The sequence below is a fragment of the Ignatzschineria larvae DSM 13226 genome (assembly GCF_038500265.1).
Classification (GTDB): domain Bacteria; phylum Pseudomonadota; class Gammaproteobacteria; order Cardiobacteriales; family Wohlfahrtiimonadaceae; genus Ignatzschineria; species Ignatzschineria larvae.
The window spans coordinates 1,862,501-1,872,500 of the sequence record NZ_CP150637.1 but is presented as its reverse complement, the minus strand read 5'-3'; the positions used below and the strand labels follow the sequence as shown (position 1 = coordinate 1,872,500).

Below are 10,000 nucleotides of genomic sequence, written 5' to 3'. Positions count from 1 at the left end.
CAGTGAAAAGCTGGCTGCAACTGTTTATCAAAAACACAGGACTCTGCAAACACGAAAGTGGACGTATAGGGTCTGACGCCTGCCCGGTGCTGGAAGGTTAATTGATGGGGTTAGCGTAAGCGAAGCTCTTGATCGAAGCCCCAGTAAACGGCGGCCGTAACTATAACGGTCCTAAGGTAGCGAAATTCCTTGTCGGGTAAGTTCCGACCTGCACGAATGGCGCAATGACGGCCAGGCTGTCTCCACCCGAGACTCAGTGAAATTGAAATCGCCGTGAAGATGCGGTGTACCCGCGGCAAGACGGAAAGACCCCGTGAACCTTTACTATAGCTTTACAGTGGATTTTGAATCTTTTTGTGCAGGATAGGTGGGAGGCTTTGAAGCAGCGACGCTAGTTGTTGTGGAGCCATCCTTGAAATACCACCCTGAAAGATTTGGACTTCTAACTTAGGCCCATGATCTGGGCTAAGGACATTGTATGGTGGGTAGTTTGACTGGGGCGGTCTCCTCCGAAAGAGTAACGGAGGAGTACGAAGGTACCCTCAGCCCGGTCGGAAATCGGGCTTATGAGTGCAAAAGCAAAAGGGTGCTTGACTGCGAGACAGACACGTCGAGCAGGTACGAAAGTAGGTTTTAGTGATCCGGTGGTTCTGTATGGAAAGGCCATCGCTCAACGGATAAAAGGTACTCCGGGGATAACAGGCTGATTCCGCCCAAGAGTTCATATCGACGGCGGAGTTTGGCACCTCGATGTCGACTCATCACATCCTGGGGCTGTAGTCGGTCCCAAGGGTATGGCTGTTCGCCATTTAAAGTGGTACGCGAGTTGGGTTCAGAACGTCGTGAGACAGTTCGGTCCCTATCTGCCGTGGGCGTTGGAAATTTGAGAGGAGCTGCTTCTAGTACGAGAGGACCGAAGTGGACGTATCTCTGGTGTTCCGGTTGTCATGCCAATGGCATAGCCGGGTAGCTACATACGGACGGGATAACCGCTGAAAGCATCTAAGCGGGAAGCCTTCCTCAAGATAAGATTTCCCTAGGGGTTTAACCCCTCTGAAGGTCCGTCGAAGACTACGACGTTGATAGGTTGGGTGTGTAAGTGCAGTAATGCATTGAGCTTACCAATACTAATTGACCGTGAGGCTTGACCATATAATAGGTCTTAGACAATTTGTCTTACAATGAGACATGAACGTTTCCAAAGTTAAAACGAAGAATACAGTCTACTTGCTGTTACTAACCAACTAATCAAATTTATTCGTGAGTGGAGTATTTAATACTTCAAACACAAACCAGTTTTCCTGGAGACAATAGCGCTATGGAACCACCTGATCCCGTCCCGAACTCAGAAGTGAAACGTAGCAGCGCCGATGGTAGTGTGGGAGTTCCCATGTGAGAGTAGGTCATTTCCAGGGCTTAATACAGAAACCCCTAGTTCAGTGAACTAGGGGTTTTTCTTTTGTGGAAAATTTTAAAAAAATCAACTTAGTAACTTATTTTTATCAAAATAAGTTACAAAAGCGACTTTATAAGAGGGGGTTAGAAGAGAGTCTCTTATTGCGCCTGTTCTGTGAAAAGCGCAATACCACTTTGCTCTGAAAGTAGTTGGGTGTATTGAGCAACTTTTGTTGGTAAAGTGACTTTTTTTGCGCCGGTTAACGCTCGAAGAATAGGGAAAAGAAGGATATCATCGAGAGAATATTGTTGATTCTCTAAGTGCTGAATATCGATCTCTTGCTCTAATTGGGTAAGTCCAGCTTCAATTTTTTGAGCTGTTTGATCTGACTCTGCTAACAATGCTGCAAAGCTACCGTGACTTTTTTCATGGCGCTCAATATAGGCCTTACGAGCGGAATCGGTCGCAATTTCTGGTAAATCCATTTGTGCATAAAGTGGCATCATAAATGTCCCTACTGTACCGAAATGCTGATTAACCCACTGTTCGATAAATGGGTTCTGTTGACCTGTTAAGAATGGTGTATTATCAAGTTGATCTATATAATGCACAATATCTAAACTTTCAGGCATAAATTTCCCAGGTTCATATTCTAAAATCGGTACCATCTGTTTTCCGATCATTTTTATCGGAGTTTCGGCATCATCTTCTAATATATAACTTAATGGAATCTCATAATTTTGCTTTAATCCCGCTGCAGTCATCGCTCGAACGCAGAATGGGCAATGATCAAATACATATAGTTTCATCTTAACCTCTAGTAAGTTAATCGTGTTTAATGAAAATTACCACAATAAAAACCACCCTAACGAAAAATATTATAATGATTTGAATTATAAGTGATAATTGTAATCTATCTCAGCATAACAAACTTTTAGTGACATCGCGACTCTGATAGATCTATTCACCTTTAATATCATTGTAATCATTGTTATTAATACTTGATCTTCTAATTTCGGTATCACTGTCTGCAAATCTTGCTTTTGCTTTTTGATCTAGTTGTAAAGCTTCGCATACTTGTAGATTTTCTTGAACAAATTCAGTCCAAGGCGTTTCTTTATAATGGAGTTGATATTGCTTTTGAATATTACAAATATCAGGACGAGTTTCGTAAATTGCACAGCGATTACTAGGCTCTAAAAGATGAATGCAGGTACCATCTCCTCGATCAAATTCTTGAAGTTCTTCTGCTAGATGGAGATATTTACAACACGCACCGCATGCAGTACAAGGGAAGAAGAGAGTGTTTTGAGATTGCATGGTGTGTCCTTGATATTACTTTCTAGAAAGGATTAGTAAGGAAAGATGTAAATTATATGAGTTCTCATGATAGCGTAATTTGATAAAACAATATTGAATAAACTAGAGTTTCTTGCGATGAGAATTCATTTTTTATGCTTTCAGTAGAAAGAATAATCGGGACTTTTCCCCTTTTGCCGAGGCTGTGATAAACTTCTTATTCTAAAAAATAGAATATGAGGTCATTGTGAGTAGAAATCCTAGAAGAGGGCGCCGTAATCGCGTTCCAACTGAACCTATTACAGTTACCATTCATGATTTAGCACATGATGGTCGAGGTGTTGCCAAAGTAGCAGAAAAAGTGGTTTTTGTAGATGGTGCATTACCTCAAGAAGAGGTCATTGCTACCTACACTAAAGTTAAAAAAGAGTATGATGAAGCACAAGCTACAGAAGTATTAGTGGCCTCAAAAGATCGAGTAGAACCATTCTGTGACGTTTATGGTATTTGTGGTGGTTGTCGATTACAGCACTTAGATGCAGATCGTCAGATTGATTTTAAAGCTGAGCAATTAAGAAGTAATCTCTCTCGTCAAGCAGGACTGACAGAATACCAACAGTTACCTAATCTCCGAGGTGAATCACAACATTATCGTTATAAAGCGCGATTAGGCGTGAAACATGTGCCGGCAAAAGAGCGGGTTCTAGTCGGATTTAGAGAGCGCTTAACGCCGTATATTGTGGATATGCATCGTTGTCCTATCTTAGAAGAGAAGATTGATGCCTTAATTGATCCGCTTTCAGAGATGATCGGTCAATTATCGATTGCATCTAAATTACCGCAAATTGAAGTGGCGGTAGGTGATGAAGCGCATGCGTTAAGTTTTCGGGTATTAGAGGCTCCTACTGAAGAAGATTTAGCGATCTTCAAAGTCTTTGAAGCAGAGCACGATTTGATTATCTATTTGCAACCTGGTAATGAGTCGACGACAATTGCATTAACGGAAAAAGGGGCTTCTGATCAAGCACTCTATTATCGATTATTAGATAATTTAACGCTCTACTTTAAACCTTATCATTTTACGCAGGTCAATCCTGCAATGAATAATAAAATGGTTAAGCAAGCATTATCATTGTTGGATCTACAAGGGGATGAGCAAGTATTAGATCTCTTTTGTGGTCTTGGGAACTTTACTTTAGCACTTGCGACTCAAGCGCAAAATGTGATTGGGGTTGAAGGGGATAAAAGCCTAACGGATTGGGCTGGTCGTAATGCTGAGTTTAATCAAATTTCAAATGTGGAATTTCATTGTGCTGATTTAACGCAAGACCAAAAAGATGCACCTTGGATGAATCGGCATTATGATGCGATTTTGATTGACCCACCAAGATCAGGTGCATTGGAAATGATGCCTTATTTGGGAACCTTATTGCCGAAGAAGATTCTCTATGTTTCCTGTCACCCTGCGACATTAGCGCGGGATTTAGCAGTGTTGACGAAAGAGTACCCTTATGAGTTAGTATCAGCCGGTGTGATGGATATGTTTCCGCATACAGCTCATGTTGAATCGATGGCGCTATTACATTTGAAGGATTAATGTAAAGTTAGTAATAGTCATGCGATTTTTACAATTTCTTCGCTATAATTATTATTAATAGTAGTAGTATCTATAAGATCATAGCAATGCGACATTAACGTATGATAGAAGGGGAGTTTCTCCCCTTTTCCTATTTTAAGGAGCGGGTAGGGATATGAGACCCTTTAAAAATATTTTAATCTATAAATTTGATGAACCTATCGAGTTCTCTGCATTAGAGCTAGAAGAGTGGCTGAGTGCTTATCCTTTGCGTGAGTGTGGCCGTGATGAGCTTGAAACTTATGGTTGGCTGCCTGCATTTTCGCAAGGTGCGAATTATGTGGAAGAGATCAATGGGGCTTACTTTATTCGACTTGGTATGGAAATTAAAAAACTGCCGAGAAGAGCAATACAGACCGCTGTTGTTAAGCGGGCGAAAGAACAGAATCTTGATTTTTCAGATAAAGCATTATTTAAAGAGCTTGAAGAGGTTATTACTAATGAGTTTATTGGGCAAGTCTATCCTGAACAAAGTTCAATGATGGCCTATATTGATAAAGAGAAAAATTGGCTAGTAGTAGATGCTGTGAGTGAAAAGCGTGCCTCATTAGTGACGGCGGTGCTTCGTAAAAGTATTGGATCCTTGCCTGTCACAAGCTATGCACCACAAGTAGAGATGCCGATGATTATGACACATTGGGTTCATTCAGGGCTACCTTCCTCACATTTTGAGTTTTTAGAAGAGATCGAAATGAAAGAGCTCAATAAAGATGAGGGAGGGGTAGCTCGTTATCGGGGGATTCCGATGGATGCTAAAGAGATTGCGCTGAATATTGCTGAAGGCTGGAGCGTCACCAAATTAGGTTTAGTTTATCAATCCTTAGTGACGTTCTCTTTGGGGGAAGATTTTATTATTAAAAGATTGCGCTATTTAGATCAGTTTCAAGAGCAACTTGAGTTAAGCGATGATCAAAATGCAGTCGCCCAATCGAATGGGTATCTATTAGTCGATACTGTGAGATCGCTTGTCGTAGATCTCTACAATCTCTGTTATGATCGATAAGATGTTATTTGCTATTTTGCGTAATATTATAATGTGTGATATTACCTATTCAATTTATGAGTAAAGAAAAAATGAGTCAAAAAGGTTATACCTCTAGTTCAATTGAAGTCCTTTCTGGGTTAGATCCTGTACGTAAACGACCTGGGATGTATACCGATACAAGTCGACCTAACCATATTCTACAAGAGGTGATTGATAACTCTGTGGATGAGGCGCTTGCCGGGCATGCTACCGAAATTACCGTAACCCTCTATAAAGATGGAATGTTAGGCGTTAAGGATAATGGGCGTGGAATGCCGATTGATATTCATCCAGAACATCAAGTGAGTGGTGTGGAACTTATTTTAGCGACGCTACATGCCGGTGGTAAATTTAATAGTGATAATTATCAATATTCCGGTGGCCTGCATGGTGTTGGGGTTTCTGTAGTAAATGCGCTCTCTAAAAGTTTAGAAGTGCTAGTTAGTCGAGATAGCGCAATTCATCGCATTACCTTTAAAGATGGTTATAAGGCGAGTGAATTAGAAGTGATTGGTAAAATCGGAAAAAATATTACAGGTACTGAAATCCGTTTTTTACCTGATGAAAAATATTTCGATACGCCTAAAATTGCTAAGAAAGCGCTGTGTGATCTACTTAAAGCGAAAGCCATTCTCTGTGCAGGGCTAAAAATTACTTTAATTGATGAAACGGTACGAGAAGAGGATTCAATCACCGTTTGGTGTTATGAGTCAGGGGTAGAGGAATACCTCTATGATGCATTAAAAGAGATCGACTATCTGCCTAAAGAGATTATCTTCGGGGAATTTAAAGGCGATACTGAAGAGGTATTATGGGGGCTTGCTTGGAGTGAAGAGGGCGCACCTCTTATGACCGAAAGTTACGTCAACTTGATTCCCACGATGTTAGGAGGAACTCATGTTAATGGCCTTAAGTCTGGATTAACTGAAGCATTACGAGAATTTTGTGAACAACGTAATTTGTTGCCTAGAGGTGTTCGGATTACCGCAGAAGATACTTTTGCACATCTGAATTACCTCTTGTCCGTAAAAATGCAAGAACCCCAATTTTCAGGACAAACAAAAGAGCGTTTAAGCTCTCGAAGTATAGCCGGCTTTATTAATGGTGCAGTGAAGGATTATTTCTTGCTCTGGCTCAATAAGCATGTAGAAGAAGGGGAAGCGATTGCAGAGTTGGTGATCTCGACGGCGCAAGCGCGACTTAAAAGTTCTAAAGCAGTTGTGCGTAAACGTGTATCTCAAGGGCCGAAATTGCCGGGGAAATTAGCAGATTGTGTGAGTACAGATGTGAATGAAACCGAGCTTTTCTTAGTGGAAGGGGATTCAGCAGGGGGGTCAGCAAAACAAGCACGAGATAGAGATACGCAAGCCGTTATGGCACTTAGAGGGAAAATTCTAAATACTTGGGAGGTGCCGACAAGTGAAATTCTTGCGTCTAGTGAAATTCATGATATCTCTGTAGCGATAGGGGTTGACCCTAATGATGAAAAATTAGATGAACTGCGTTATGGCAAGATCTGTATTTTAGCGGATGCTGATTCAGATGGTCTTCATATTGCGACCCTCATCTGTGCCCTATTTCTACGTCATTTCCCTAAGTTAGTACAAGCAGGTCATGTATTTGTGGCATTGCCACCCCTGTATCGAATTGATATTGGCAAAGAAGTTTTTTACGCACTTGATGAGGAAGAGAAAGAGGCTATTCTGAAGAAACACGAGAATAGTCGTGGTCAGAAGTCTGTGACGCGTTTTAAAGGTCTTGGGGAAATGAATCCGTTACAATTACGTGAAACGACAATGAGTGCCGATACTCGTCGATTAGTACAGTTAGTGGCTCCCAATATTGAAGCGTTAGAAGCTTCGGCTATGTCTAAAGAGAATGAATCGTTAAAGCACTCTGCTGAGAATGATGATTTAGAATATTCTATTCTTTCAGAAGATGAGGCTTTAGATGCTGAGTTTGCGGTTAATGAAGCGGGGCGCATCGAGAATCCATTAGTCGTTTTTGATAAATTATTAGCGCGTAATCAGCGCCAGGAGAGAAAGGCTTGGATTGAGAGTAATCACTTTTCTCAAGAACTATAGGTTACTTAAATAATTATGAAGTCATGAAAAGGTGGGCAATAGCTCACTTTTTTATTATCTCTATTTTCATTATTCATATTCACATTTATATTGTTGATGATTTCTCTATTTTGCTATTCATAAGGAATTTTTTGTCATGATCCCTTTATCTCTTTATATCCATTTTCCCTGGTGTATTCAAAAATGTCCTTATTGTGATTTTAATTCTCATAAGAATAATAGTACGTTATATGTCCCTTATATGCAGACTTTGATTGAGGATATCACCGAGATTTTACCGATGGTATGGGGACGACGGATCCATTCCATTTTTATTGGAGGTGGCACACCAAGCTTGATGCCACCGGAATTATTAGATCGCTTCTTTAGTCAGCTTCGGCAGTTACTCAATTTTGATCCCAATATTGAAATTACAATGGAGGCGAATCCTGGCACGGTGGATAGTCAATATTTTAAAGCCTATCGAGAAATTGGTATCAATCGTCTTTCTATTGGTATTCAGAGTTTAAATGATATTCAGCTTGAGAAAATTGGTCGAATTCACTCGAGTGGAGAGGCACTTCGAGCTTTTGAGATTGCTCGATCGGTAGGGTTTGACAATATTAATTGTGATCTGATGTTCGGGCTTCCTGGGCAGGATTTATCAGGTGCATTATCAGATCTTAGACAAATTATTGCGCTCAAACCGGAGCATATTTCTCATTATCAATTGACTTTAGAGCCTAATACCTATTTCCATCGATATGAGCCTGAATTACCGGAAGAGGAGATTATTGAAAATATGCAGATCGAAGCGCATCAATTATTGCGAGAAGCGGGTTTTCAGCATTATGAAGTATCCGCTTTTGCTCAACCGGGAAGAGAGAGTCAGCACAATCGTAATTATTGGGAGTTTGGGGATTATTTAGGAATTGGTGCTGGCGCTCATGGGAAGATTACGATGCAAAACGATTGCTCGATTTATCGCACACAATTGGAAAAACACCCAAGAACCTATATTGAGAAATCGGCGAAGGAACGTTTATTAAAAACAAAAATAGATCCTAAAGACTTACCCTTTGAATTTTTTTTAAATACTTTACGTTTAAAGAGTGGCGTGCCGACCAACTATTGGAGCGAGAGAACTTTTTTACCGCTTACGGAGATTGCGTTTTTCTTGAGAGAATGTCGACAATTAGGGTATTTAGAGAATTTTAGTGAGATGATTAAACCTACAGAAAAGGGGCATCTTTTTGTGAATACTATGCTAGAAAGTTTCATTGAATAGTGATAGAACTTGAAATTTCTCTAGAGAAAATCGACCATTTCATTTGTTAGGATCCTTGAAAAAAGAAATTACACCCTTATATTACGTTGTACAGATAAATATAAAGGAGTGAAATTTGATGAAATTTTCGAATCGTTATATGAAGCAAGTAGGACTCTTTCTTTCGGCCATTTTATTGCTCATTGCACAGCAAGCATTTGCACAATTGCCGAATTGGAGTGACCTATTTGAGAAGAATAAAGCTTCTGTTGTTAGTATCACAACAGAAGCAACAGAAACTATTCAAGCTTGGTCTCCATTTCAAGGATTTCCTTTTGGGGGCGGTAATTCACCCTTTGGGGAGAATGATCCTTTTAGTTTCTTCTTTGGGAACGGTGGGCCACAAGAGCAAGAGCGTATTGTGAGAGGTGCGGGATCTGGTTTCATAATTGATGATGAAGGCTACATTATTACTAATGCGCATGTTGTGGGTGATGCCGATAAAATCACGGTTCATTTAGCTGATCGCCGGGAGTTACCTGCAGAGTTAGTCGGGATGGATCAGAAAACGGATATTGCCGTTTTAAAAATTGAAGCGGATCAATTGCCGGTTGTAAAAATTGCTGATGTGTCTAAATTGAAAGTAGGGCAATGGGTAATGGCAGTCGGTTCCCCATTTGGTCTTGATTACACAGCAACTCAAGGTATTATCAGCTCTTTAGGTCGTAATTTACCGAAAGATACATTGACGCCATTTATTCAAACAGATGCAGCGATTAATCCCGGTAACTCGGGTGGTCCACTATTTAACACAGATGGTGAAGTAATTGGAATTAACTCTCAGATCTATACTAGTACCGGTAGTTATGCGGGGGTGAGTTTTGCGATTCCTATCGATTTAGCGATGCATATCGTCGAGCAATTACGAACAGAGGGTAAAGTATCACGTGGTTGGTTAGGTGTACAAATTCAAGAAGTCACTTCAACGCTTGCAGAAACGTTTGATATGGAAACACCTAAAGGTGCATTAATCGCCAGTATTGTACCGGATAGCCCTGCAGATAAATCAGATCTTAAAGTGGGCGATATTATCTTGAAGTTTAACGATCAAGAGGTGCTCTCATCAAGTCAATTACCGGTATTAGTCAGCCGAGTAAAAGGCGGTGAGGAAGTGGATTTAGAAGTACTTCGTAATGGTGATATCGAAACAATCAAAGTAAAAATTGAAGCTTTAGATGATGATGGTCTTAAAACGGTAGCGAAAAAAGGGTCTACTAAAAATGGGCTAGGCGTTGCAGTGGAAGAGACTAAGCCT

7 protein-coding genes and 2 rRNA genes (2 of these 9 cut by a window edge) are annotated in these 10,000 nt (G+C 40.5%); 7 read left to right on the top strand and 2 right to left on the bottom strand.

From position 1 onward, the window contains the following. Nucleotides 1-1,152, top strand: a 23S ribosomal RNA gene (locus WMO13_RS07740) (it extends 1,760 nt beyond the left edge of the window). Between the two features lie 148 nt (nt 1,153-1,300). Continuing rightward, nucleotides 1,301-1,415 (top strand): 5S ribosomal RNA (rrf, locus tag WMO13_RS07735). Between the two features lie 139 nt (nt 1,416-1,554). Here the strand turns inward: rrf and grxB are convergent. Together grxB and WMO13_RS07725 are read right to left on the bottom strand one after the other, a co-directional pair. After that, nucleotides 1,555-2,205 (bottom strand): glutaredoxin 2, encoded by a 651-nt coding sequence (grxB, locus tag WMO13_RS07730; RefSeq protein WP_026879406.1) that lies wholly within the window; start codon nt 2,203-2,205, stop codon nt 1,555-1,557. 151 nt (nt 2,206-2,356) lie between these two features. After that, entirely contained in the window at nt 2,357-2,716 is a 360-nt protein-coding gene (locus WMO13_RS07725; protein WP_156923294.1) for a YkgJ family cysteine cluster protein, read from the bottom strand. 226 nt (nt 2,717-2,942) lie between these two features. Between WMO13_RS07725 and rlmD the strand changes: the two genes are divergently transcribed. From rlmD to WMO13_RS07700, 5 genes are all read left to right on the top strand, one after another. After that, a complete protein-coding gene (gene rlmD, locus WMO13_RS07720) occupies nt 2,943-4,292 on the top strand; it encodes a 23S rRNA (uracil(1939)-C(5))-methyltransferase RlmD (RefSeq protein ID WP_034856075.1) in 1,350 nt (449 codons plus the stop codon). Nucleotides 4,293-4,446: 154 nt separating this feature from the next. Then, a complete protein-coding gene (rdgC, locus tag WMO13_RS07715; RefSeq protein ID WP_026879408.1) occupies nt 4,447-5,334 on the top strand; it encodes a recombination-associated protein RdgC in 888 nt (295 codons plus the stop codon). A 71-nt stretch (nt 5,335-5,405) separates the two neighbouring features. After that, nucleotides 5,406-7,439, top strand: coding sequence for a DNA topoisomerase IV subunit B (parE, locus tag WMO13_RS07710; protein ID WP_026879409.1), 2,034 nt, complete (start codon nt 5,406-5,408; stop codon nt 7,437-7,439). 136 nt (nt 7,440-7,575) lie between these two features. Then, nucleotides 7,576-8,706 carry a radical SAM family heme chaperone HemW gene (gene hemW / locus WMO13_RS07705; protein ID WP_026879410.1) on the top strand — a complete coding sequence of 377 codons (1,131 nt, stop codon included), beginning with the start codon at nt 7,576-7,578 and terminating at the stop codon, nt 8,704-8,706. A 118-nt stretch (nt 8,707-8,824) separates the two neighbouring features. Next, nucleotides 8,825-10,000, top strand: partial view of a Do family serine endopeptidase gene (locus WMO13_RS07700; RefSeq protein ID WP_034856077.1) — the 5' portion only. 234 nt of this gene lie beyond the right edge of the window; only the first 1,176 of its 1,410 coding nucleotides appear in the window; it begins with the start codon at nt 8,825-8,827; its stop codon lies beyond the right edge, outside the window.

Coding starts and splice junctions, on each gene's coding strand:
- WMO13_RS07725 (WP_156923294.1), bottom strand. CDS start 2,716: ATGCAATCTCAAAACACTCTCTTCTTCCCTTGTACTGCATGCGGTGCG.
- hemW (WP_026879410.1), top strand. CDS start 7,576: ATGATCCCTTTATCTCTTTATATCCATTTTCCCTGGTGTATTCAAAAA.
- parE (WP_026879409.1), top strand. CDS start 5,406: ATGAGTCAAAAAGGTTATACCTCTAGTTCAATTGAAGTCCTTTCTGGG.
- rdgC (WP_026879408.1), top strand. CDS start 4,447: ATGAGACCCTTTAAAAATATTTTAATCTATAAATTTGATGAACCTATC.
- grxB (WP_026879406.1), bottom strand. CDS start 2,205: ATGAAACTATATGTATTTGATCATTGCCCATTCTGCGTTCGAGCGATG.